The 22,440-nt window shown below is 66.1% G+C and carries 22 protein-coding genes and 1 pseudogene; 10 read left to right on the plus strand and 13 right to left on the minus strand.

What is annotated here, in order from left to right; translation table 11 throughout:
- Positions 1 to 538, plus strand: a 538-nt coding sequence (locus ACKOED_RS01635; protein ID WP_408914829.1) for an autotransporter domain-containing protein, incomplete at its 5' end; no start/stop codon positions are given.
- Between the two features lie 154 nt (positions 539 to 692).
- Here ACKOED_RS01635 and moaD read toward each other — a convergent pair.
- Genes moaD through ACKOED_RS01680 form a run of 9 tightly spaced genes read right to left on the minus strand, consistent with a single transcriptional unit; the run spans position 693 to position 7,671 of the window.
- Positions 693 to 944: a molybdopterin converting factor subunit 1 gene (moaD, locus tag ACKOED_RS01640; protein WP_408914830.1), complete on the minus strand. Its 252-nt coding sequence runs from the start codon at positions 942 to 944 to the stop codon at positions 693 to 695.
- Positions 941 to 1,540, minus strand: a complete 600-nt coding sequence (pgsA, locus tag ACKOED_RS01645) for a CDP-diacylglycerol--glycerol-3-phosphate 3-phosphatidyltransferase (protein WP_408914831.1) — start codon at positions 1,538 to 1,540, stop codon at positions 941 to 943. Before pgsA ends, moaD begins: the two co-directional genes overlap by 4 nt.
- An 8-nt stretch (positions 1,541 to 1,548) precedes the next feature.
- Complete coding sequence (uvrC, locus tag ACKOED_RS01650) at positions 1,549 to 3,426, minus strand: excinuclease ABC subunit UvrC (RefSeq protein WP_408914832.1); 1,878 nt, start codon at positions 3,424 to 3,426, stop codon at positions 1,549 to 1,551.
- A complete protein-coding gene (folB, locus tag ACKOED_RS01655; RefSeq protein ID WP_408914833.1) occupies positions 3,423 to 4,136 on the minus strand; it encodes a dihydroneopterin aldolase in 714 nt (237 codons plus the stop codon). The genes uvrC and folB overlap by 4 nt, the downstream gene beginning before the upstream one ends.
- On the minus strand, positions 4,136 to 4,891 hold the full coding sequence (locus tag ACKOED_RS01660) for an SDR family oxidoreductase (RefSeq protein WP_408914834.1): 756 nt from the start codon (positions 4,889 to 4,891) through the stop codon (positions 4,136 to 4,138). The genes folB and ACKOED_RS01660 overlap by 1 nt, the downstream gene beginning before the upstream one ends.
- Positions 4,891 to 5,271: a cupin domain-containing protein gene (locus ACKOED_RS01665; RefSeq protein WP_408914835.1), complete on the minus strand. Its 381-nt coding sequence runs from the start codon at positions 5,269 to 5,271 to the stop codon at positions 4,891 to 4,893. The genes ACKOED_RS01660 and ACKOED_RS01665 overlap by 1 nt, the downstream gene beginning before the upstream one ends.
- Positions 5,272 to 5,282: 11 nt before the next feature.
- The gene (locus ACKOED_RS01670) at positions 5,283 to 6,464 is read right to left on the minus strand and encodes a CCA tRNA nucleotidyltransferase (RefSeq protein WP_408914836.1); all 1,182 of its coding nucleotides are present in this window, start codon (positions 6,462 to 6,464) and stop codon (positions 5,283 to 5,285) included.
- The gene (locus ACKOED_RS01675) at positions 6,461 to 7,093 is read right to left on the minus strand and encodes a CoA pyrophosphatase (protein ID WP_408914837.1); all 633 of its coding nucleotides are present in this window, start codon (positions 7,091 to 7,093) and stop codon (positions 6,461 to 6,463) included. The genes ACKOED_RS01670 and ACKOED_RS01675 overlap by 4 nt, the downstream gene beginning before the upstream one ends.
- Positions 7,090 to 7,671, minus strand: coding sequence for a DUF1285 domain-containing protein (locus ACKOED_RS01680; protein ID WP_408914838.1), 582 nt, complete (start codon positions 7,669 to 7,671; stop codon positions 7,090 to 7,092). Before ACKOED_RS01680 ends, ACKOED_RS01675 begins: the two co-directional genes overlap by 4 nt.
- Before the next feature lie 132 nt (positions 7,672 to 7,803).
- Here ACKOED_RS01680 and ACKOED_RS01685 point away from each other — a divergent pair, with 132 nt between their 5' ends.
- Genes ACKOED_RS01685 through ACKOED_RS01700 form a run of 4 tightly spaced genes read left to right on the plus strand, consistent with a single transcriptional unit; the run spans position 7,804 to position 14,534 of the window.
- A complete protein-coding gene (locus ACKOED_RS01685) occupies positions 7,804 to 8,802 on the plus strand; it encodes an AAA family ATPase (protein ID WP_408914839.1) in 999 nt (332 codons plus the stop codon).
- 4 nt (positions 8,803 to 8,806) lie between these two features.
- On the plus strand, positions 8,807 to 9,685 hold the full coding sequence (locus ACKOED_RS01690; protein WP_408914840.1) for a DUF58 domain-containing protein: 879 nt from the start codon (positions 8,807 to 8,809) through the stop codon (positions 9,683 to 9,685).
- Positions 9,682 to 12,477 (plus strand): DUF4159 domain-containing protein, encoded by a 2,796-nt coding sequence (locus ACKOED_RS01695; protein WP_408914841.1) that lies wholly within the window; start codon positions 9,682 to 9,684, stop codon positions 12,475 to 12,477. Before ACKOED_RS01690 ends, ACKOED_RS01695 begins: the two co-directional genes overlap by 4 nt.
- Positions 12,474 to 14,534 carry a hypothetical protein gene (locus ACKOED_RS01700; RefSeq protein WP_408914842.1) on the plus strand — a complete coding sequence of 687 codons (2,061 nt, stop codon included), beginning with the start codon at positions 12,474 to 12,476 and terminating at the stop codon, positions 14,532 to 14,534. Before ACKOED_RS01695 ends, ACKOED_RS01700 begins: the two co-directional genes overlap by 4 nt.
- Here the strand turns inward: ACKOED_RS01700 and ACKOED_RS01705 are convergent.
- Positions 14,496 to 15,038 (minus strand): GNAT family N-acetyltransferase, encoded by a 543-nt coding sequence (locus tag ACKOED_RS01705; RefSeq protein ID WP_408914843.1) that lies wholly within the window; start codon positions 15,036 to 15,038, stop codon positions 14,496 to 14,498. The genes ACKOED_RS01700 and ACKOED_RS01705 overlap by 39 nt on opposite strands.
- A 270-nt stretch (positions 15,039 to 15,308) precedes the next feature.
- On the opposite strand from ACKOED_RS01705, the gene ACKOED_RS01710 reads away from it, so the two are divergent.
- The 5 genes from ACKOED_RS01710 (at position 15,309) to ACKOED_RS01730 (ending at position 20,722) form a co-directional block, all read left to right on the plus strand.
- Positions 15,309 to 16,451 (plus strand): dATP pyrophosphohydrolase, encoded by a 1,143-nt coding sequence (locus tag ACKOED_RS01710; RefSeq protein WP_408914844.1) that lies wholly within the window; start codon positions 15,309 to 15,311, stop codon positions 16,449 to 16,451.
- A 19-nt stretch (positions 16,452 to 16,470) separates the two neighbouring features.
- Positions 16,471 to 17,391, plus strand: a complete 921-nt coding sequence (locus ACKOED_RS01715) for a metallophosphoesterase family protein (RefSeq protein ID WP_408914845.1) — start codon at positions 16,471 to 16,473, stop codon at positions 17,389 to 17,391.
- Positions 17,392 to 17,453: 62 nt separating this feature from the next.
- Positions 17,454 to 18,668 carry an LptF/LptG family permease gene (locus tag ACKOED_RS01720; RefSeq protein ID WP_408914846.1) on the plus strand — a complete coding sequence of 405 codons (1,215 nt, stop codon included), beginning with the start codon at positions 17,454 to 17,456 and terminating at the stop codon, positions 18,666 to 18,668.
- Positions 18,665 to 19,741 carry an LptF/LptG family permease gene (locus ACKOED_RS01725; protein WP_408914847.1) on the plus strand — a complete coding sequence of 359 codons (1,077 nt, stop codon included), beginning with the start codon at positions 18,665 to 18,667 and terminating at the stop codon, positions 19,739 to 19,741. The genes ACKOED_RS01720 and ACKOED_RS01725 overlap by 4 nt, the downstream gene beginning before the upstream one ends.
- Positions 19,742 to 19,744: 3 nt before the next feature.
- On the plus strand, positions 19,745 to 20,722 hold the full coding sequence (locus ACKOED_RS01730) for a diacylglycerol kinase family protein (protein ID WP_408914848.1): 978 nt from the start codon (positions 19,745 to 19,747) through the stop codon (positions 20,720 to 20,722).
- Positions 20,723 to 20,742: 20 nt separating this feature from the next.
- On the opposite strand, the gene spt is transcribed toward ACKOED_RS01730, so the two are convergent.
- From spt to ACKOED_RS01745, 3 genes and pseudogenes are all read right to left on the minus strand, one after another.
- The gene (spt, locus tag ACKOED_RS01735) at positions 20,743 to 21,951 is read right to left on the minus strand and encodes a serine palmitoyltransferase (RefSeq protein ID WP_408914849.1); all 1,209 of its coding nucleotides are present in this window, start codon (positions 21,949 to 21,951) and stop codon (positions 20,743 to 20,745) included.
- Positions 21,952 to 21,955: 4 nt separating this feature from the next.
- The gene (locus ACKOED_RS01740) at positions 21,956 to 22,195 is read right to left on the minus strand and encodes an acyl carrier protein (protein WP_408914850.1); all 240 of its coding nucleotides are present in this window, start codon (positions 22,193 to 22,195) and stop codon (positions 21,956 to 21,958) included.
- A pseudogene (locus ACKOED_RS01745) lies at positions 22,192 to 22,440 on the minus strand (hypothetical protein); the annotation flags it as partial. The pseudogene ACKOED_RS01745 and the gene ACKOED_RS01740, both read right to left, overlap by 4 nt.

A 22,440-nucleotide genomic window follows, 5' to 3' on the forward strand; every position in this document is an offset into this window, starting at 1 on the left:
GCGCGATTTTGATTTCGGCGGTTTCTCCGGCTCCGCCGAGGGCGACCAGGACCTTGGCTACATCCACGGCAAGCTGCGCGCCGCCTATCTCTTTGACATGGGCCATTGGTATGCGAAGCCGATCGTCGATCTTGACGCCACCTGGATCTCCTATGGCGATGTCAGCGAGGATGGCGGCGATGGCGCCGGGCTTGATGTGTCCTCACAGGAAGATACGCTGCTGTCAGCCACCCCGATGCTGGAGATCGGCGGCCTGTGGGAGATGGCGAATGGCGCGCTGGTGAGGCCCTATGCCCAGGCGGGTGTGGCCTTGTACGGCGATACCAGCCTGCAGATCGACTCGCAGTTCCTGGACGCGCCGGGCGGCACGCCGAGTTTCATGACCGAGACGGAAATGGACAATGTTCTGGCCGATATCTCGGTGGGGCTTGACGTGCTGGCGGTGGAGAACCTGAACGTGCGGCTCTCCTATGACGGCATGTTCGGCGAGAACACCCAGAGCAATGCCGGCACGCTGCGGCTGGAGTGGCGGTTGTAGGCGAAGGGTGACTCACCCGGCGCCTGCCCGCCAGCAGTCCGAAGGGGACGCACCCTGCAAGAATCACTTTTCAGCGCTACCGGGCCATTTTGCCGAGGCCGCCGCCGCAAAGGCCGATGCGGGCGCGGCAAATTTCCGGATGTCATCAACCATCCTACCCGCCGGTAACCGGCGGGAAGAACGCCACCTCGCGGGCGCCCGTCACTGGCGCGTCGAGCCCGGAATGAACCTGATCGACCGCCGCGCGCAAGGTGCGGCGTTCGGCCAGCGCCGCCGCCACTGCTTCATCCCGGGCACTGAGGAAGGCGATGAGGTCAGCCACCGTCACCACCGTGGGAGGCACCTCCACCTCCTCGGCGCTGCGGCCGGCGATCTGCCGGATACGTGCGAAATAGAGAATTTTCATTCGTCCACGACATGCCTGAGACCGGCCCGGAAGTAATCATAGCCGGTGTAAAGCGTCAGCCCCGCCGCCACCCATAGCATGGCGATGCCCAGTCCGGTCGTGTAGGGAAACACCGTATCGCCCGCCGGACCGGCGATGAGAAAGCCAATGGCCAGCATCTGCACCGCGGTCTTCCATTTGGCGATGCGGGTGACCGGCACCGAAACCTGCAACTCGCCGAGATATTCGCGCAGGCCCGAGACCAGCACCTCGCGCGACAGGATGATCACCGCCGCCCAGATGTGGCCGCCCCGCAGGATGTCATCGGCGCAGAGCACGAGCAGCACCACGGCGACCAGCACCTTGTCGGCAATCGGGTCCAGCATGCGGCCGATCGAGGATTGCTGCTGCCACCGCCGGGCCAGATAGCCATCGAAGAAATCCGAGATCGCGGCCACAACATACACCGCGAGCGCCGCCCAGCGGGCGCCGTTACCGCCCCACAACAACAGCCCCGCCACCACCGGCACCGCGGCGATGCGGCCATAGGTGAGGATATTCGGAAGGTTCCACACCTTCGAATAGGGCAAAGGCTTTTCTGATTCGATACCGCTCATTTCGGGAACTATTCTGCACTCTCATGGAAGTGGTCGTAAATAGCCTGGGCCAGAGCATGGCTCACCCCTTCCACGGCGGCAAGATCGGCCACCGGCGCGCGGGCCACCGCCCTGGCGGAACCGAAAGCCTGCAGCAGCGCCTTCTTGCGCGACGGGCCGATGCCGGGAACCTCGTCCAGCGGGTTGACGCCGATGGCCCGGCTGCGCCGCGCCCGGTGCGAACCGATGGCGAAGCGATGGGCTTCATCGCGCAGGCGCTGGATATAGTAGAGAACCGGGTCGCGCGCCTCGAGCATGAAGGACTCCCGCCCAGGCAGATAGAAGTGCTCGCGCCCGGCATCGCGGTCCGGCCCCTTGGCGATGCCGGCCACCGGAATTTCCGAGAGACCCAGTTCCTCGAGCACCGCACGGGCGGCTGAGAGCTGGCCCTGGCCGCCGTCGATCAGCAGCAGGTCGGGCCAGCCTTCCTCCGTCCCTTCCGCCTGTTCCTTGAGCAGCCTGGTGAAACGGCGGGTCAGCACCTCGCGCATCATCGCGAAATCGTCGGACCTGGCCTCCTCGCCCTGGATGTTGAATTTGCGGTACTGCGCCTTCACGAAGCCTTCGGGCCCGGCCACGATCATCACGCCCACCGGATTGGCGCCCTGAATATGCGAATTGTCGTAGACTTCGATGCGGCCGGGCGCCTCCGCCAGGCCGAACACCCGCTGCACGCCGTCCAGCAGACGCGCCTGTGAGGAACTCTCGGCGATCTTGCGGCCCAGCGCCTCGCGCGCGTTGCTCAAGCCGTGATCGACGAGGGTCTTCTTCTCGCCGCGCTGCGGCACCAGCACTTCCACGCGATGGCCAGCCCGGGTCGAGAGCGCTTCTTCCAGCAGTTCGCGCTCCTCGATCGCATGCGACAGCAGGATGAGCCGCGGCACCGGCTTGTCATCATAGAACTGGGCGAGGAAGGAGGCGAGAATTTCTGCCGCCTCATGGCCGGCGCCGGCCTTGGGGTAATAGGCGCGGTTGCCCCAGTTCTGGAAGGAGCGGAAGAAGAACACCTGGATGCAGCTCTGCCCGCCTTCCTGCGCCAGGCCGAAAACATCCGCCTCCTCGACGCTCTGCGGGTTGATGCCCTGGGTCTGGGTGACGAAGCTCATGGCCTGGATACGGTCCCGGAAGCTCGCGGCGCGTTCGAAATCCAGCGCTTCGGCGGCCGCCTCCATCTGGCGGGCGAGTTCGGCCTTCACCGCCTGGCTCTTGCCGTTGAGGAAATCCTCCGCCTCCTTGACGAGTTCGCCATAGGCCTCGGGCGAGACATAGTTCACGCAAGGCGCGGCACAGCGCTTGATCTGGTAAAGCAGGCAGGGCCTGGTGCGGTTGGCATAGACGCTGTCGGAGCAGGTGCGCAGCAGGAATGCCTTCTGCAGCGTGTTGATGGCGCGGTTGACGGCGCCGGCCGAGGCGAAGGGGCCAAAATAGCTGCCCTTGCGGTTGCGCGCGCCCCTGTGCTTGGCGAGCTGCGCCACCTGATGATCACGCGCGATGAGAATATAGGGGAAGGACTTGTCGTCGCGCAGGATGACGTTGAAGCGCGGCTTCAGCTTCTTGATGAGGTTGGCTTCAAGCAGCAGCGCCTCGGCCTCGGTCGCCGTGGTCACGAACTCCATGGACTGGGTGAGCGAGATCATGGTGGCGATGCGGCCGGAATGGCCTGTAAGGCGGGTATAGTTGGAAACCCGGTTCTTCAGGTTGCGCGCCTTGCCGACATAGATGACGTCGCCCTTTGCGTCATACATGCGGTAGACGCCGGGCTTGCCCGGCAGCCGGCTCACCGCGTCGCGGATCACTTCAGCGCCGGCGTCCGGTGCTCCGTCCTGCTCCGGGTGGTCTTCAGTCATGAGTCTCCATCGCGTTGGCGGCGGAGCGGCCAGCGCAAGTGAGCGGTTAAGTGAACGCACCCGTCTTCGTCCTCTCCTGCGAAGCGGGAGCGGAAGGGGCCCCAACGAAGCTGGGAGAGGTGAGGACATCGGAGCGTACCGTCTGGCCTGCCATGCCACCTTCCCCTCATCTCCCCGTTGCGTACCGCAACGGGTCCCTTCTTCTCCCGCAGAAGGAGCGGGAGAAGACGCAGGACACTTGCAATCATGATCCCGTTTCCCTCCCCTTTCTGGACAGGAGAACTCAAGACCTGATCAATATTCATCGCGATTGACCGCCGCCTCTCGATCTCAACGCCGACGCTGCGCGCATTGGCGATGATGTCCGGCTTCTCGACGCGCACCCGCGCCGCTGTCACCCGCTTGTCGCGCAGGCAGGCGGCGGCGATCTTCTCGCACAATGTCTCGACGAGATTGATGTGGCCCTCGGCGATGATCGCCTCAACTTTCTTCACCACGATCTCGTAGGACACCACATGGCTGATGTCGTCGTCCTTCGGGCCAGCGCCCTCCTTCACCGAGAGATCGATGTTGACCACGATGCGCTGCGGCTCATGCTTCTCGCGTTCATGGATGCCGATCAGCGCCTTGAGCTCGAGATCGCGCACGAATACATGGCGCAGCCCGGCGGCGGCGCTCGCCACATGGTGGCTGATGATCGGCTTCTTCATTACTCGTTCACCTCGGTCACGTCCGGCGTCTGCCAGACCAGATGCTGCCCGCCGTCCAGCGCGATCATCTGGCCGGTGACCGCCGGTTGCGACAATATGAATTTCGCGGCCGCCGAAATCTCCTCGGGCGACGTACCGCGGCCCAGAAGCGTCAGCGCCGCCTGCTTGTCGAACTCCGCCTGGTCCATGCGGGCCGAAGGCAGCGCCGGGCCGGGCCCGATGGCGTTGACCCTGATGCGCGGGGCCAGCGCCTGGGCCAGCGTGCGGGTCGCCGTCCACAGGCCGGATTTGGAGGTCGTGTAGGAAAAGAACTTGGGGTTCAGCTTCCACACCCGCTGGTCGATGATCGAGATGATGTTACCCTCCGCGCTGTCCGGCAATTGCCGCGCGAAGGCCTGCGACAGAAAGATCGGCGCCCGCAGATTGGTGTCGATGTGCTCGGCCCAGCTCTGCCTGGTGATGCTGCCCACCTCGTCGGGCTCGAACAGCGAGGCATTGTTGATGAGGCACGTGAGCCCACCGAGCGCCGCGGAGGCCTCGGCGATCAGCCGGTCCGGCACATCGTCATGGGAAAGATCGCCGCGCACGATCGTCACGCGGCGGCCGAGCGCGCGGATGGCGGCCGCCACCTCCTCGGCTTCGGCCAGCGAGGCGTTGCAATGCACGGCCACGTTCCAGCCATCGGCGGCGAGATCGAGCGCCAGCCGGCGGCCGATCCGCCGCGCCGAACCGGTGACGAGGACCGACCGGCCCATCACTTGGTCTTTGTCTTGGATGGCGGCATCAGGATCACGTAATGCTTGCGCACCGGCTTGACGGTCTCCCATGTGCCCTTGAAGCCCGCCGGAATGATGAAGGCATCGCCCTTCTTGAGCGTCCAGGACTTGCCTTCCTCATTGGTGAGAATGGCCTTGCCGGCCATGAAATGGCAGAACTCCCATTCCTTATAGTCGAGCTTCACCTTGCCCGGCGTCGAATGCCAGACGCCGCAGAAGAGCCGGCCGTCCTCGCCGGTGAAATGGTTCCAGGTCTTGGTGCGGTACTTGCCCTTGACCAGCTTCGCCTTGTCGGGCTTGCCCTTGTCAACGGGCGGCGCTGATTTGCCCTTCGTCTTCATCACCAGAATATCAGCCATGGCCTTCTCCTTTATGTTAGCCGTTTCAACAGGTCTTCGCGGCTGGCCGCGAAATCGCCGGCCACCCACCAGTCTTCAAGCCGCGCGAGCGCGTCTCCGATCGCCGGGCCGGGCGCCATGCCGCGCGCCAGCAGATCACGCCCGGACACCGGAAAATCCGGCGCCTGCCAGCGCTCCGGCAGCATGAGCAGATCCTGCCAGGCAGGATCATCCAGCGCCGCATCCGATCGCGCCCAGCCGATGGAAACCAGATCCCGCCAGGTTTCCGGACCGGTCTGGTAGAGAATGACCCGCCGTTCCGCTGGCCGCAAGTCCGGCGTGGGCGGCGCCTGCGCGGCGATGGCCGCCAGCCGCTGGCCTTCATGATTGGAAAGCCGCCAGCGGCCCTTCATGGCGGCGGGCTGTTGCGCCAGCACGGCAAGCCGCAACAGGGGATCGGCCGGCAGGCGTGCGAGCACCCGCCACTCATCCGTATACGGAAGAAGACGCTCGAGGATGCCCGCCTCCGCCATCAGCTGAAGGGTCGGAACCGCGCCCTTGGCCGCCATCAGCTTGAACATTTCCTGGCGGATGCGCTCCGCCGACAGCCCATCGAGCCCGGCCTTCGCCGCAACACAGGCGGCAAGCCCCGAGGCATCGGGCGCGCCGTGGCCATAGCGGGCATGGAAGCGGAAGAAACGCAGGATGCGCAGGTAATCCTCGGCAATCCGCTGTTCGGGGCTGCCCACGAAGACCACACGGCGGGCCAGAATATCGGGGTAGCCCCCGACATGGTCATGAATCACGCCATCGGCGTCGCAATAGAGCGCGTTCATGGTGAAGTCGCGGCGCATGGCGTCGGCTTGCCAGTCGCCGGTGAAGCGCACGGTGGCGCGGCGGCCATCGGTTTCCACGTCATGGCGGAGCGTGGTCACCTCATAAGGGTGGTGATCGGCGACCACGGTTACCGTGCCATGGTCGATGCCGGTGGGGTGCACGGCAAGACCCTTGGCGGCGCAGGCGGCCGTCACCTGTTCGGGCGAGAGCGTGGTGGCGAGGTCGATTTCCGTCACCTCCTCGCCCATCAGCGCGTTCCTGACCGCGCCGCCGGCCACCCGCGCCTCGCCACCCGCCGCGGCGATGGCCGCCATCACGCGCTGCAAGGCTGCCTGCCGCAGCCATGGTGCCGACGCCAGCGAAGGAAGGCTGCTCATGGCGTCTCGTAGACCAGCGAATAGAGATTGCGGATCATGCCGGCCGTGGCGCCCCAGATGTAATGCCCTTCCCATGGCATGGCGTAATAATGGCGCAGCTTGCCCTGCCAGTCGCGCGCGTGGCGTTCATGGTGGGCGGGGTCCATCAGGAAGGACAGCGGCACCTCGAAGACAGCCGCGACTTCAGCCTCATGCGGCGTGACCGTGAAACCGGGGCGCAGCAGGCCGACGACCGGCATCACCCGGAAGTTGGTGCTGGTGAGATAGGTATCGAGAAATCCCAGCGGCTCCACGAAATCGGGCGCGATGCCGGTCTCCTCCTCGGTTTCGCGCAGCGCCGCCGCCACCGGGCCGTGATCGGTGTCATCGATCCGGCCTCCGGGAAACGCCACCTGCCCGGCATGGCTTCTGAGATGCGGCTGGCGCTCGGTGAGCAGCACGCTCAGGCCGCCGGCCCGCGGCACGAGCGGCACCAGAACCGCCGCGGCGCGCGGCGTTTCATTCGCCGGGATCATGCGGGCCTCCGGGTTGAGGTCATCGTCGCTGCGGCGGTGAACGTTGGGCGGCGCTGGGTGAAGCCTGCTGGCCGCCAGCACGCGGAACACTGCCTCGTCAAACCGCCCGCTCACGCCGGTAACCCGATCTCGGCGGCGCGCTGCATCGGAAAGAATACGCCGGAGGACCACACGCCGAACCAGCCCTCCTCCACCGTGCCGGCGGCGGCCAGATCGTAGAACAGGGCCCGGCTGACGAGCGCCTCCAGCCCAGGCCGGACCAGCACATAGGGCTTGAGGCCGCCGGTGCCCTGCTCCTCGGCGAAGCGCAAGGGGTGCGCGGCGTCCACCGTCACCTCGTCATCGACATTGGTTTCGAAGCGAATCGCCTGGGACCGGCCGGCGCCGGAGACGCCCATCCGCACCGCGGCAAAAGGCGCATCATCGACCCTGATTCCGACCTTTTCCACAGGCGTTACAAGGTAGTAACGCCCGTCTTCCTCGCGCCGCAGCACCGAGGCGAAAAGCTGCACCAGCGGTTTCCGGCCGATCGGCGAATTCAGGTAGAACCAGGTGCCGTCGGCGGCGATGCGCATGTCGATATCGCCGCAGAACGGCGGATTCCACAGATGAACGGGCGGCTTCGCCCCCGCCTGGCGGGCCGCCGCAAGTCCTTTCAGGGGATTGCCCGCATCCTGGTGATCCGCTGTCATGCTTTGCTCATAACACAAGCCAAGGGGCTGTCACTGCCGCCTCTTTTAGGCCATTCTCGTTGCCGAGACTGGAAATTCAAAAAAGCAAGCGCCGCGCCATGCCTGGCGGGGTGCGCAACAGCCGTGAGGATCATGCCAAGCATCAGCGAAGCCGACCGCCAGATTGTCGCCGAACTGGAAACTGCCGCGGGACGTCTGGAACAGGCCAAGGCCGCCATCGGAAAGGTCATTTTCGGCCAGGATCTGGTGGTGGAACAGGTTCTGACCGCCATTCTGGGCGGCGGTCACGCCCTTCTGGTGGGCGCACCCGGACTCGCCAAGACGAAGCTTGCCACCACGCTGGGCCGGGTGCTGGGCCTTGCCGAAAAGCGGGTTCAGTTCACCCCTGACCTGATGCCAGCCGACATCGTGGGCTCCGAAGTGCTCGAGGAGTCGGAGGCCGGCCGCCGCCAGTTCCGCTTCCTGCCCGGCCCCGTCTTCTGCCAGTTGCTGATGGCCGACGAAATCAACCGCGCTTCGCCGCGCACCCAGTCCGCCCTGCTCCAGGCGATGCAGGAACACCACGTGACGGTGGCGGGGCTCCGCCATGACCTGCCGCGCCCCTTCCATGTGCTTGCCACCCAGAACCCGATCGAGCAGGAGGGCACCTATCCCCTGCCCGAAGCCCAGCTGGACCGGTTTCTGCTGCAGATCAACGTGCCCTACCCATCGCTCGAGGCCGAGCGGCGCATGCTGTTCGCCACGACGGGTGCCGCCGAGGAGGCGGTGGACGCCACGCTCAGCAGCGGCGAGCTGATGCAGGCGCAACGCCTGACCCGCCTGATCCCGGTGGGCGAGCAGGTGGCGGACGCCATCCTGCGGGTGGTGCGCGCCGCCCGCCCTGGCCCCGAGGCCGATGAATTCGTCAACGCCAACGTGGCCTGGGGGCCATCGCCCCGCGCCTCGCAGGCGCTGATGCTGGGCGCGCGCGCCCGCGCTTTGCTGCAAGGCCGGCTGTCGCCCTCGCTTGACGATGTCATGGCGCTGCTGGGCCCGGTGTTCCGCCACCGCATGGCGCTGACTTTCAGCGCCCGGGCCGAGGGCCACACCATCGACAGCGCCATCGAGCGGCTTTCCCGCCTCATCGCCTGATCACATGCAGCACGCCGAAGCCTTAGCACTTGCCGGCCGCGCGTCCTTGCAGGCCGAAGCCCTGCCGCCGTTGCTCGTCGAGGCGGAACGCATCGCGGCGACGCTGATGCTGGGCGAGCATGGGCGCAAGCGCGCCGGACCCGGCGAAGCCTTCTGGCAATACCGGCCCTACAGCTTCGGCGATTCCACCCAGCGCATCGACTGGCACAAATCGGCGCGCTCCGACCGGGTGTTCATCCGCGAAAACGAATGGGAAGCCGCCAACACGCTGTGGGTCTGGGCATCGCCCTCCATCTCGATGGATTTCCGCTCGCATCTGGCGCCGGTCAGCAAGCGGGCACGCGCCGAACTCCTGGGCCTCAGCCTCGCCGCGCTGGCGGTGAAGGCGCAGGAGCGCGTCGGCGCCCTGGGTGCGCCGTTCGCGCCCGACCATGCCCGCCGGCAACTCGTGCAAATCGCCGGCTGGATGCTGGCCCGCCAGGGCGCTGCCCTGCCCGCCGCCACGCGGCTGCCGCGCTACTCGAGCGCCATCCTGGCTGGCGATTTTCTGGAGCCGCCAGCCGAGATCGCCGCCGCGATCACCCCGATCGCCGAGGCGGGCGTCAAGGGCCATCTCGTGCAGGTGGCCGATCCCGCCGAGGAAACATTTCCTTACGATGGCCGCGTCGAGTTCCATGAGATGGCCGGGCCCATCAAGTTTCTGTCGGCGCGCGCCGAGCGGCTGCGCGAGGCCTATGCGGAGAAGCTTTCACAGCACCGCGCCGCGCTGAAAGACATCTGCCGCCGCATTGGCTGGAGCTTCACCATCCACCGCACCGACCAGCCGCCGGCCCCGGTGCTGCTGGCGCTGCATGCGCGGATTTCCGGCGAGGCGGCGCGATGAACCTGCTCTCCGCCCTGACATTCGCAACGCCGCTGGCGCTCGCCGCCCTGTTGCTGCTGCCGGTGATCTGGTGGCTGTTGCGCTTCACCCCGCCCAAGCCGGCGGTGGTGAATTTTCCGCCGGTGCGGCTGTTGCTGGAACTGGTCAACCGCGAGGAGCAGCCGGACAAGACGCCGTGGTGGCTGATGCTGCTGCGGCTGGCGCTCGCGGCGCTGGTGATCATCGGCGTGTCGCAGCCCTTCTACGCGCCGGACCGCGCCGGAGCGCCCGCGCGCGATCCGCTGCTGCTGGTCGTCGATGATGGCTGGGCAGCCGCGCGGGACTGGGACACGCGCCAGAGGATCATGAGCGAGATACTCGACGCCGCGGCGGTGGCCGGCGCTCCGGTAACGCTGGCATCGACAACGCCCACGCTGCGGCCTCAGGCGCTGGAGCCGCAAGCCGCGGCGGATGTGCGCGCCCGCGCCGCCGCACTGGCGCCCCGCGCCATGGACCCGGACCGCGCCGCACTGCTCACCCGCCTGCAACAGGCGTTTGGCGGCGGCGCGGCGCTGCAGGTGGTGTGGCTCTCGGACGGGATCGACAGCGGCGAGGCGACAGACTTCGCGAAAGGCCTTCTGGGTCTCGCCGGCGGCAGGGCCCGCGTCGAAGCGATCATGCCCGAGGCGGCCAGCCTGCCGGTGGCGTTGGCAAGCCCCGGTTTCAATGGTGGACGCATCAAGGTGACGGCGCTGCGCGTCGCCGGTGGCCCGGAACAGACGATCGAAGCGATCGCCCGCGCCGGCAACGGCCGCAGCCTGGGCGAAGCGCAGCTGCGGTTCACCGCTGGCGCCAGCAAGGCCGAAGCGGCCATCGAGCTTCCGGTGGAACTGCGCAACGAGGTGGGCCGCATCGCCCTCGAAGGCCAGAACCATGCCGCGGCCAGCTTCCTGATGGATGACCGCTGGCGGCGGAAAACCGTGGGGCTGATGTCCGGCGCCGCTGCCGAAGCCTCGCAGCCGCTGCTCTCACCGCTCTACTATGTTTCCCGCGCGCTCGAGCCTTATGTCGAACTGTCGGCGCCAACCGATGCGGCGGCGCTCAAGAACCTGCTCGACCAGGGCCTGTCGATGCTGGTGTTGGCCGACATCGGCGTGCTGCCGCCGGAAGAGCAGGAGATGGTATCCAAATGGGTCGATAATGGCGGGCTATTGCTGCGCTTCGCGGGGCCGCGCCTCGCTGGCGCGCAGGATAGCCTGATCCCCGTGAGGCTGCGCGAAGGCGGCCGGGCGCTGGGCAGTGCCTTGAGCTGGGAAACGCCGCAGCCCTTGCAGGCCTTCCCCGAGGCGAGCCCTTTTGCCGGGCTTGGCGCCGAGCCCGGCGTGACCGTCAACCGCCAGGTGCTGGCCGAACCCGACAGCGAATTGCCCGACAGGGTATGGGCGAGCCTCGCCGACGGCACGCCGCTGGTGACGGCGGCGAAACAGGGCAAGGGCATGATCGTGCTGTTCCATGTGACCGCCAATGCCGACTGGTCCAACCTGCCGATCTCCGGCCTGTTCGTGGAAATGCTGCGCCGGGTGCTCGACATTGCTCCGGCGGCCGGCGGCGGCATGCGTGGCGGCCCAGCGTCCGCTGACGCCCAGGCCTTCGCGCCCTACCGGGAACTGAACGGCGCCGGCGATCTCACCGACCCGTCGCCGGATATTCAGCCTATTCCGGCGGCGGCCATCGACAAGGCAAGCGTTAGCGCTGCAACCCCCGCCGGCCTCTACCGCCGCGGCGAACAGGAGCGCGCCATCAACATCACCCGGAGCGGCGACAGGCTGACCGCCATCGCGGGCCTCCCCGACGCGATTGCCATCCGCAGCCTGAGCCCGCGCCCGGCCCTGGCGCTGGCGCCCTATGCCTTCGCGCTGGCCATGCTGCTGTTCCTCGCCGATTGCCTGGCCGCACTGGTGATGAGCGGGGGCCTGAAGCGGTTGCGCCAGCGCGGCGGTACAGCGCCCGCAGCACTGGCCCTGCTGTTTCTGGCGGCCTGGCAGGCGATGCCGGCGCAGGCACAGGGCAATGACACATTCGCCATGCATAACGCCCTCGAAACGAGGCTCGCATACGTGATCACCGGCGATGCCGAGATCGACCGGATCAGCGAGGAAGGGCTGAAAGGGCTGGGCGAGATGTTGCGCGACCGCACCTCGGTCGAGGCCGGGGCGCCCACCGGCATCAACATCGAACGCGATGAACTGGTGTTCTTCCCGCTGATCTACTGGCCCGTGAAGCCCGATGCCACGGTGCCCTCCGATGCGGCACTCGCCCGCATGGACGCCTATATGAAGGGCGGCGGCACAATCCTCTTCGATCTCCGCGAGGACGGCGCTGGAAGCGATGCGCTCAGCGGCGGCGCCACCGCCTCGTCAGAAGCGCTGCGCCGCATTCTGGCCAAGCTCGATGTTCCGCCGCTGGAACCTGTTCCGCCAGCCCATGTGCTGACCAAGAGCTTCTATCTGCTTGACCGCTTCCCGGGCCGCTATGACAGCGGCAAGCTGTGGGTGGAGACCGCCGACAGCGCCGGCGCCAATGCCGGGGCCACCGACGGCGTCAGCGGCATCATCATCGGCTCCAATGATTATGCCGCCGCCTGGGCCATGGACGACATGGGCGAGCCGCTCTACGCCGCAATTCCGGGAAGCGACCGGCAGCGCGAATTCGCGTTCCGCACCGGCATCAACATCGTCATGTATGCGCTGACCGGCAACTACAAGGCCGACCAGGTGCATGTGCCGGCGCTGCTCGAAAGGCTGGGGCAATGAGCGGCTGGAGCTTGAGCCTCGCGCCAGTGCTGCCCTGGCCGCTGATCACGGCGCTGGCGGTGATCGGCCTGGTGCTGGTGGCCATGCTGGCCGCATCGCGTTCCCGCGGCAGCCTGTTGCGGGCCACGGCCTTGCTGTTGCTGCTGGCCGCACTTGCCAACCCGACCATCCGCAGCGAACAGCGCGAGGCCCTGAGCGATATCGCGGTCGTCGTTGTCGACCGTTCGCTCAGCCAGCAGAACCCGGAACGGCTGGCGCGCACCGCCAAGGCCGAGACGGCGCTCAAAGAGGCGATTCCGCGCCTTCCCAACACCGAGCTTCGCGTCGTCGAGGTCAAGTCCGGCATCAGCGCCGAAGATGACGGCACGCGCGGCTTCGAGGCGCTGAACCGCGCGCTGGCCGAGATTCCGCCCGAGCGTTTCGCGGGCGCGGTGATGATCACCGACGGCATCGTGCATGACGCGCCGCAGGATGCGGCAAAATCAGGGATCGGCGGTCCGCTGCATGGCCTCATCACCGGCTCCAGGTCTGAGAAGGACCGCAAGATCACCATTGAGAAGGCGCCGCGCTTCGGCATTGTCGGGCAGCAACAGACGGTTTCGTTTCGCCTCGAAGAGGTGAACGGCCCCGGGACGCCGGTGTCCGTCGCCATATCGGCAGGCGGCGAGGCGCCGGCGATCATCGAGGTCATGCCGGGCGAGGCGGTCGATGTTCCGGTCACGGTCGGGCACGGCGGACAGAACATCGTCGAGATTGCCGCCCCGCCGCTCGAAGGCGAAATTTCGGAACAGAACAACCGCGCCGTGACGGTGATCGAAGGGGTGCGGGACCGGCTGCGGGTGTTGCTGGTGTCGGGCGAGCCGCATCCGGGCGAGCGCACGTGGCGCAATCTGCTCAAGGCCGACGCCTCCGTCGACCTTGTGCATTTCACCATCTTGCGGCCACCCGAGAAACAGGACGGCACGCCGACGCGTGAACTGGCGCTGATCGCCTTTCCAACGCGGGAACTGTTCGTCGACAAGCTTGACCAGTTCGACCTGGTGATCTTCGACCGCTACCGGCGGCAGACGGTGCTGCCCGCCGCCTATATGGCCAATATCGTGCGCTATGTGGAAGAGGGCGGCGCGGTGCTGATCGCCTCCGGCCCCGACCTCGCGGGCGATGACGGCCTCTATTTCACGCCGCTCTCGGACATCATCGCCGCGGCGCCGACCGGCGAGGTGCTGGAAGGCGCGTTCAAGCCTGAGTTAACACGGCCCGGCCAGAAACATCCGGTGACCAGGGATCTGCCAGGCTCAGCCGCGGAACCGCCGAGCTGGGGCCGCTGGTTCAGGCTGGTCGATACCGAGGCAAAACCCGAAGATACGCTGATGTCCGGCCTGGAAGACAAGCCCTTGCTGGTGCTTTCCCGCTACGGCGAGGGCCGGGTGGCGCAGTTGCTGTCCGACCAGGGCTGGCTGTGGGCGCGCGGCTTCGAGGGCGGCGGACCGCAGACCGAATTGCTGCGGCGGATGGCGCATTGGCTGATGAAGGAGCCGGATCTCGAGGAAGAGGCGCTCAGCGGCCGCCAGGTGGGCAAGGACCTGGTGATCGAGCGCCGGACCATGGCCGACAAGGCCGAGCCGGTGACGGTGACGCTACCCTCCGGCAAGACCGAAACGCTGACGCTGCGGGAAACATCGCCGGGCCGCTTCCAGGCCTCGCTGCCAGTCACCGAAGCGGGCCTGCACCGGCTCAGCGACGGCAAGCTGCTGGCGGTGGCGGCGGCGGGCAGCGGCGATGCGCGTGAAATGGCGAATGTCGCGGCCACCACGTCGATCCTCGGCCCCGTGGCCGCGGCCACGGGCGGCAGCGTGCAATGGTTTGAGGACGGCATGCCGCAAGTGGTCAAAGTCAGTGCCGGACGGCCGATGACGGGCTCGGGCTGGATGGGCTTGCGCGCCAATGACGCGCACAGGGTGACCGCCGTGGCCGACATTCCGCTGTTCGCCACGCTGCTGAGCCTGGCGGCGCTGCTGCTAGGCCTCGGCGCCATGTGGTTCCGCGAAGGCAGATGAATTGCCGGGCCGCGCCATCCCCGCGACGCCATCAAAGGCGCCATCGCGTAATTCGAGATAGAGCAGGCGATCCGGATTGACCGGCCCCGGCAGCGTGACCACGCCCTCCGGGACCTTCCGGAACCCCACCTTCGCGTAATAGGGCTCATCGCCCACCAGCAACACCAGGCCATGCCCTTGCGCCTTGGCGCGGCCGAGACCTGCGCGCATCAGTTCCAGCCCGATGCCGAGCTTCTGCCGGTCCGGGTGGACGGCCAACGGCCCCAGCAACAGGGCCGGGGTCTGGCTGCCTCCAATGGCAATAGGCCAGAAGCTGATGGTTCCCGACAGCCGCACCCCGCGGTCGCGGACGATGAGCGACAGCCCAGGCACCGGGGCGCTTCCCTGGCGCAGCCGATAAGAGGTCTTGGTCTTGCGGTCAGAACCAAAGCTGAGATCAAGCAAGTGTTCGACGGCGTCCGCATCTTGCGGGGTGGAATCTTCGCAGGCAATGGGGCCCGACATGGATGTTTATCCGGATGAATGAGTGTATTTCAAAATCCGGCGGGACCGACGCGGCGCAAGGCGGGATGGCTGCGAGTGGAACGTCCGGAGGCGATCAGATACGCGCAGGCGCGCGCCGGCACAGGGCTCGTCGTCGCAGGCGGATCTGGCTGATTCCGAACATGGAAAGGCCGATAAACCACCTTCAGACTGACGTCAAGGTGAACCCGCGCCCGGAACGCCGTCGCGAGCGGTCTTGAGTTTAGGATATGCGCACGATATGCCCTTTTCATGGTCCAGACCGTCAGCGTCCGCCCAGTGCGCGGGAAGGCCGATCTCAAGGCCTTCCTCGATGTGCCCTTTGCCCTCTACAGGGATGATCCGCATTGGGTCGCGCCGCTGTATGCCGAGCGTTACGAGCACCTGGACCGCCGCAAGAACCCCTATTTCCGTCATGCCGAGGTGGAGTTGTTCCTCGCCTTCAGGAACGGCAAGCCGGTTGGCCGCATCTCGGCGCAGCTATGCGCCTTGCGCTCAGCCCGCTATCAGGACGGCGCGGGACAGTTCGGCTTCCTCGAAGCGGAAGACGATGCCGCCGTGATTTCCAGCCTGATGCAGCAAGCCGCCGCATGGCTCGGACAGCGGGGCGCCTCGAAGATTCAGGGCCCGTTCAACTTTTCCATCAATGACGAAGTGGGTCTGCTCATCGAAGGCTTTGACGCGCCGCCCTCAATCATGATGGGTCACGCGCGGCCCTATTACGCCGCGCACCTGGAGGCGCTGGGGTTCAACAAGGCCAAGGACCTGTTCGCCTACGAATTCCTCAAGACCGGGGAGTTGCCGCGCAGCCTCCGGGCGGCGAATGAACGGGCCAACGCCGACAAGGATGTGATAATCCGTCCACTGAACAAGAAGAAGCTGGACTCGGAGCTGCGGATTATTCTTGATATCGCCAATGACGCCTGGTCGGGGAACTGGGGCTTCGTGCCATGGACCGAAGACGAAATGGTCGCGCTGGGCAAAAGCCTTTCGATGCTGGTGACGGGTGATTTCGTCGCCATCGCCGAATACCGCGGTGAGCCGGCCGCCATGGCCGTGACACTGCCGGACGCCAACCGCTGGATCAAGCAACTGAACGGCCGCCTGTTGCCTCTTGGCTGGACCAAACTGGCCTGGAACATGTTTGCGCGGCCGCCGGCTGCCGTGCGCATGCCGCTCATGGGGCTGCGTTCGAGGCATCACAACACGGCGTTGGGCGCGAGCCTGGTGATTGCGGCAATCATGCGGGTGTTCGATTACCATGTGAGCCGTGGCACCCGGGAAGCCGAACTTTCATGGATCCTCGAGGATAATCTGCCAATGCGAAAGATAATCGAAACCTTCGGCGGCAAGCCCTACAAAACTTACCGAATCTATGAAAAGGCGCTGGCCTAGCGCGGGGCCGGGTTCCAACGTGTTCAGTCTCGCTCATCTCTCCGACCTGCATCTGGGGCCTCTGCCAGCGGGCGCGGCGCGCAAGCATTTCAGGCTGAAACGCGCGGTCGGCGCCGTCAACTGGCGGCTGAACCGTCACCGCTTGCACAGCGTGGCCGTTGCCCGGGCGATCGCCGCCGATATCGTGGACGCCGCTCCCGATCACGTGGCGCTGACCGGCGATATCGTCAATGTCGCCGCCCATGCGGAATTCGGGGCAGCCGGGCGCTGGCTGGCGGCATTCGGCGAGGCCTCCTGGATCAGCTTCGTGCCCGGCAACCACGATACCTATGTGCGCGTCGACTGGCGGCATGGCCTCTCGCATCTGGCGGCCTACATGCAGGGCGACATGCGGGTTGCCCTCACCGAGGTTTCCGCCCAGATCGAGACGCCGTTTCCCTATGTCCGGCTGCGCCGCAACGCGGCGCTGATCGGCATCTCGACCGCCGTGCCGCAACCCTTGCACAGGGCTTGCGGCCTTGCGGGCAAAACCCAGCTCGACTCGCTGGCTTTCCTGCTCGGCGACCTGCGCGAACGGGGCTTCGCACGCATCGTCATGCTCCACCACCCGCCGCTTCCGGGGCTGGCCAAGCCGCGCAAGGCGCTGATCGATGCGCCGCAGCTCAAGGAGGTGCTGGAAACCCAGGGCGCCGAACTGGTGCTGCATGGGCACAACCATGAGCCCATGGTGAACAAGCTGAAATCGCGGTTTGGAACCGTTTCCATCGTCGGCGTGCCATCGGCCTCGAGCGCGCAGGCCGCTCATCACCCCGCGGCGGCCTGGAACCTCTATCGCATCCAGCGCCTTGGCGGACGCTGGGTCATCGAGGTGACCTCCCGCGGATTCGATCCACTGACCCGCCAGGTCGGCACAAGGGCCGAATTCGCGCTTTCTTCGTGAACGCCGACTGCGCTACATAGTCGCCATGAGAAGTTTCCCGCAGTCAGGCGCTGGAGTAAGCCTTGCTCCGCCTCGTTGACAGGCTTGTCTTGCGGCATGTGTCGCTGCCGCTGGCCGCCGCGCTGGTGATCGGCATGCTGATGCTGCTCGCCGACCGCATGGTCAGATTGCTTGACGCCACGCTCGGCAAGAAGAGCTCGTTCACGGTGGTGTTCGAGATGCTGGCCTACTTGGCCCCGCACTATCTGGGCACGGCGCTTCCGGCGGCGCTGTTCCTCGGGCTTCTCCTCGGGTTCGGCCGGATGTCGGCGAACTCCGAGACCGACGCCCTGATGGCGACGGGCGTGGGGCTCAACCGCATGGCGCGGCCGGTCATCCTGCTCGGTATGCTGTTGAGCGCGCTGTCGCTGGCGATCATGGGATGGGTGCAGCCGCATGCGCGCTATGCCTACCGCTCGGTGATCTTCGAAGTTCAGAATGTCGATATCTTCTATCTGGCCGAGGAAGGCGTGTTCATGCAGGCTGGCGACAGCACCTTCATCCTCGACCGGTTGAACCGCGCCGACAACACTTTTGAGCGCGCCTTCATCTATCATGACAAGGGCTACCAGGGATCGGACACGGTGACGGCGGCGCAAGGCGCGCTGATCGAACAGCCGGATGGCCAGCGGCCCACCTTGCATTTGAAAGACGGCCACCGGATTGTCTTCGGAACCAGCCCGGCGCGGGCCGATCCGCCAGTGGCCGGCGAGACCACCGAGTTCCTGGAAGCGGATACGCCGCTGGGCCGCATCTCGAAGGATCTGTTCCGCCCGCGCGGGCTTGACGAGCGGGAACTGACGCTGCCCGAGCTGTTCGCAGCACTCGACGCGCCGCCGCCCAAGGCCACGCGCGAGGAAGTGGCTTCCGAACTCAGCGAGCGGCTGGTCACCGCGGCGAGCATCCTTGTCCTGCCATTTCTTGCCATTCCATTCGCGGTGGGCTCGCGCCGGACCGCCCGCGGCTTCCGCACCGCCGCGGCGCTGGTGCTGATCGTGGCCTACAACGAAGTGATCCAGCAGGGCGCCTCGGCGTCGAACAATGGCCTTGCCCCGCCGCTGCTGACCATGTGGCTGCCATTCCTGCTGCTTGGCGCCTTTGCGGGCTGGCGCTACACGAGAACCTGCTTCACGCTGCGGAACGACCCCGTGAGCGCCACGATCGACCGGGCGGGAGAGTTCGCCAGCGGCCTCCGCGCCACGCTGACGCGGCGCCTTGGATGGAAGGAAACGGCATGATCAAGATTGTTGGGTGGATGCTCAACCGGATGGTGGCCTTCCGTTTCTTCGGCATTCTGCTGGGTATAACGATCTTCGTTCTGTCGCTTGAGCTTCTGGCCAGCGCCAAGGACCTGCAGGCGCTGCAGCCAGGCGATCCGGCCATCATCCTCCGGTACCTGGCCTACCGGACGCCGGCCGTCCTCGCGAATTATGTCAGCATCAGCATGCTGCTTGCCATGCTGCTGGCCCTCACGGAACTGAGCTATCGCAACGAAATCTCGGCGATATGGGCGGCCGGCCTGTCGCCTTTCCGGATGATCCTGATGCTGCTTCCCATGGCCTTCGTGGCCGGCGGGCTGCTGTTCTTTCTGGCGAATACCGCCATTCCATGGACCACGCCCCAGCTCCGTGAATGGGGTGTTGGCGACTACGGCAGCGAAAAGCTGAAACTGGGCGAGAAAGATCCAATCTGGATGCGGTCCGGCCCGGACATCTTGCGCGCCGAACGCGCCAATCCGCAGTCGACGCAGCTCGAGAACGTCATCATCTTCCGGCGCGACGAAAAAGGCCTGCTCCGGGAGCAGATTTACGCCGCGGCGGCGGAGCTTTCCGGCGGGCGCTGGAAACTTTCAGGGGTCGTCGTCTACTACCGGGAAAATCTTGAGCCATCGCGGCTCGATACCATGGTCTATTCGGGCGACATCAGGCCCGCCGTGGCCGGCATGCGGTCCGGCGCGCCGGAGGATATGTCGTACCAAGAAATCGGCTATTTCATCGAAAATGAGGGCTTCGGCATCCGCCCGGTATGGGTCTACGAGACCTGGGCGAACAAGCGGATCGCCATGTTCTTTACCGGCTTCCTGATGATCGCCCTGTGCGTGCCGCTGGCCACCCGTTTCCGGCGCGGCGGCGGGCTTGGCGTGTTGTTCGCGGCCGGCGTTGGCATCGGCTTCATCTATTTCATCGTCGACGGCATTGCGCTGACCATGGGCGAGTTAGGCTTCGTCGCCCCTTGGCTCGCGGCATGGCTGCCCGTGGCGGCCTTCGGCGCGCTTGCGGCAATGCTGACGCTGCGGGCCGAGACGATCTGAGCCATGAGCGGTGCGGCGGCAAGCCCGGCGCGGCATATCGGGCTGATCATCAACCCGCAAGCCGGAAAGGCGAGCGGCAAGGGAACGGCGCTGGCCGCGAAACTGGCGAGGGATCACAACATCAGTATACGGACTCTACAGCGGTTCGGCGATCTTGGCCAGATACTGGACGGTCTGGCGCGGGACGGCGTGACCGATCTGTTCATCAGTTCGGGCGATGGCACCATCCAGGAAATCCTCACCGAAATCGCCGAACGCAAAATGTTCCGCCAGACGCCGCGCCTTTGCCTGTTGCCGCATGGCACCACCAATCTTTCCGCCAACGACATCGGCTTCCGCGGACGCTCGACCGAAGCGGAGGCGGCCTTCATCCGCAATCCAGCGGCCTCCGGAACAGCCATCAGGCACACAATCCGCTGCGCAAATCCGGGCGACGGCAAGGCGCGCCACGGCATGTTCGTTGGCACCGGCGCGGTGGCGGAGGCTACCCGCTACTGCCAGCAGGCCTTCAACCAGCGCGGCGTCCGCGGCCAATGGGCGGTGGCGCGCACGCTGCTTGCGGCGCTCAGGAAGCATCTGCTCGGCAAACCAGCCAACGATGATGAAAGCCGGTTCGACAGGCCTTTTGCGATTACCGTCGATGCCGGCGGCCAGCGCCTCGCGGAAGGCCCGCAACTGCTGCAGATGTCGACAACCCTCGACAAGCTGGCGCTCAACGCCAGGCCATTCTGGGGCGGCAAGACGGGGCCCATCCGCACCACCGTGCTGCCCTATCCCGTGCCGTCCGTGCTGCGCTGGACCATTCCCGTCATGTATGGGGCTGAGAACCGCAGGGCGCCGGCGGGCGCGGTCAGTTTCTGCGGCGAGCGGCTGGAGGTAAGCTCGAAAACCGTGTTTGTGATTGACGGCGAGTTCTTCGCTCCGCCGCGCGCGCCATTGCTGCTTGAGACCGGCCCGGCCTTCAGCTTCCTCACAGGCTAGCGCGGGATTAGGAGCGCACGCTAACCATTGGCCACTTTTCGGCCATGGCCCTGCGCCACCACTTCGCTGAATAGGCCGATGATGCGGTCAATCTCAGCCTCGCTGTGGGCGGCCGAAACCGAGCACCGCAACAGGCAGAGCTTGTTTGGCGTGCCGGGCGGGAGCGCGATGTTGACATAGACGCCCGCCCTGAGCAGCGCATGCCACATGGCGAGCGTGGACGGCTCGTCCGGACACCTGACGGCAACGACCGGGCTTGCCACGCCGCATCCGAGATCAAGTCCGAGCGACCTGAAGCCCTCGAACAGCCGCGCCGAGTTCTCCTTCAGCTTCTTGCGGCGCTGCGGCTCCGCCGCCAGCTTGCGGATCGCCGCGAGCGAGGTGGCGATCGAAGCGGGCGAGGACGAGGCCGTGAACATATAGGGGCGCATCGCATAGCGCAGATACTCGAAGTAGGGGTGATCGCCCGCGCCGAACCCCCCGATGGCGCCGACGCTCTTGGAAAAAGTGCCGACCAGGAAATCGACATCCTGCTCGAGGCCCGCTTCGTCCGCGAGACCGCGGCCATTCTCGCCCAGCACGCCAAAGGAATGCGCCTCGTCGACGAGCAGCTGGAAGCCGTGCTTCTTCTTGACCGCGATGAAATCGGCGAGCGGCGCCCGGTCACCGAGCATGGAATAGATGCCTTCGAGCACCACCAGTTTCCCGCCGCCGTCACCTTCACCGCGGCTCAGGCGCTTGTCGAGGTCCGCGGCGTCGTTGTGGCGGAAGCGCACCAGCTTGGCGCCCGAGAGCGTGCACCCATCATAGATCGAGCTGTGCGAATCGGCATCGAGATAAATCGTGTCGCGCGGACCGGCCAGGCCAGACATCATGCCGAGGTTAGCCTGGTAGCCGGTGGTGAAGACGATGCAGTGCTTGCGGCCCAGGAAGCGCGCAAATTCGCGCTCGAGCTGGCCGTGCATCGCAAAGGACCCGTTGGCGATGCGCGAGCCGGTGGTGCCGGTTCCGAATTCGGCCAGCGCCTTCTGGCCCGCCGCGATGCAGTCCGGATCGAAAGTGATGCCCATGTAGGTGTTGGTGCCCGCGAGGATGGTCTCGCGGCCGTCGATGATGGCGCGGGTGGGCGAGAGGATCTGCTCGTTGACGACCCCGATACCCTCGAGTCCAAGCGCCCTCACGCGCGCGTGGCGTTCAGCGATGCCCTGCAGCTTGGCGAGAAGATCCATGGTTCTATCCTTTTTTTACACGGGCATCGACGACCTTCGCCAGGTCCTCGACGGTACGGGTTTCGGACAGTACGTTCAGCGGAATCTCGATGTCGAAGTGATCCTCGACCTCCATCACGAAATCCATCACCGTGACGGAATCGATGTTGAGGTCGGTCGAGATGTCGGTCTTGGATGAAAGCACGGCGCCGTTGGTGTTGAACGGCGCGAGCAGCTTGCAGATCTGGGCGGCGGTGTCGGTCATCGGGCTGTTTCTGAAGGCGTTGGGGTTGTAACGGCGCCTCGCACCGGAGGCAACCAGCCGGCGGCGCGGTACCACTGGACGGTTTCGGCGAATCCATCCGCCAAGAGCACCGGATCAGCCAGCGCCAGGCTGCCCTCCCGGCTCACCCAGTCGGCGTGATAGAGTTCGGCGATCTTGCCGCGGGTGACCATGCCGGGCTTGCCCGAAAGACGGGCCAGGGCCTCGGCGCCGGCCGCCACCGCGGC

This window comes from Aestuariivirga sp. (assembly GCF_046093005.1).
In the GTDB taxonomy this organism is placed as follows: domain Bacteria; phylum Pseudomonadota; class Alphaproteobacteria; order Rhizobiales; family Aestuariivirgaceae; genus Aestuariivirga.